Genomic DNA, 1,262 nt, shown 5'->3' with positions numbered 1-1,262 from the left:
TATACTTTGAACAACCCCATACATTCGAACAAATATTGTTCATTCAGACAGCAGAGCCTGCGCTTGTTGGCCATGCTTAGATTACGTGATTTGTTTTGCTTCAGCATGTTCAGTATCCACTGCCTGATGACCGCTAAGTTTTCCCCAGCGAAGCCCGCTCTGGCCTGAAGTTGATCCTCTCCGAACGCAATATCTAAAGTCCAGTGCAGCAGATTTTCTACCGACCAGTGCGCTCGGGTTGCCTTCAGCGCTGAGGTGGCATCCAACGCTCGGCTACTTATATAAAATCTCACGAAATCATAGCCTTTGCCATTTTCAATTCGCTCAGCCTGCACGGCTATGATCGTCTTCGCTTTCCACTGCTGGCAAACTGGCATGCTTTCATCAACCACCAGAACCCAACAACGTCGATGCTCTTTTCGCCCATGTTCTGAGTCAAATTGTTCAGTAAAGCCGTGCCCCGAAACATCGCTTTCATTCTTATCCCAATACGCTTGGAACTGTTCTTTTACTTCAGTATTGAGGCTAGGTTGGTTGTCTTTCACCGCAAGCAGGTAATCCCCCGACTTCTTGAGGATGGTGTCAGCAATTTTGACCTGTGTACCCATTGCATCAATACTGACCAAACACCCTTTTAATTCAAGAAGTTGGAGTAGCTCAGGTATTGCCGTGATCTCGTTAGATTTGTCAGCGACTTTTTGCTGGCCAACACACATTCCCAGCTCAGTTGACCAGACATTGACCATATGAACAACGTTGGCTCCTCGCCCTTTAGCGGTAGCACGAAGAGCTTTACCATCAACCGCTAGTTGGCCAACCAGTTTTTCATCGCCCATGATGTCGCCGATCCACGCTTGAAAAATGGATTTCAGACTGGCGGGAGGCAGAGTGGCAAAGATGCGGTTGAATGTATCGTGTGATGGAATGCCGCCAGGCAAGCGCAGCCAGCGCCGGAACCATGGCTCTCGCTCTTGAGCAAACAAGGTAATCTCGCTCCAAGTATCAAAACCGCACATCATGGCGCAAATGGCCATGAAAACAACCTCTGACAAGATATGTGAGCACTTGGCCTGATTGCGTGGGTCTGGGATTGATTCAAGGTAGTCGAGCAAAGACTTCTGGGCCATAATAATAAACAGTTGGTTAAGATCTCGACTATTTACAGCTTGGCAACGCAAGGTACAATTAAAATCGTACTTGGAGCCGTTCAACTGATCGAGACTTGATCAACTTGTGCAGAGAATGATCATGCGTCGGCCCTG

1 protein-coding gene is annotated in these 1,262 nt (G+C 47.9%); it reads right to left on the bottom strand.

Annotated elements, in window-relative coordinates:
* On the bottom strand, positions 1 to 1,127 hold a 1,127-nt coding region (locus tag PG896_RS20965), incomplete at its 3' end, for an ISAs1-like element ISKpn9 family transposase (RefSeq protein WP_053288160.1).
* Positions 1,128 to 1,262 lie beyond the last annotated feature (135 nt).

This window comes from Aeromonas sp. QDB30 (assembly GCF_027707645.1).
Classification (GTDB): Bacteria; Pseudomonadota; Gammaproteobacteria; order Enterobacterales; family Aeromonadaceae; genus Aeromonas; species Aeromonas caviae.
The sequence above is the reverse complement of the archived record's forward strand: the minus strand, read 5'-3'. Positions and strand labels throughout refer to the sequence as shown.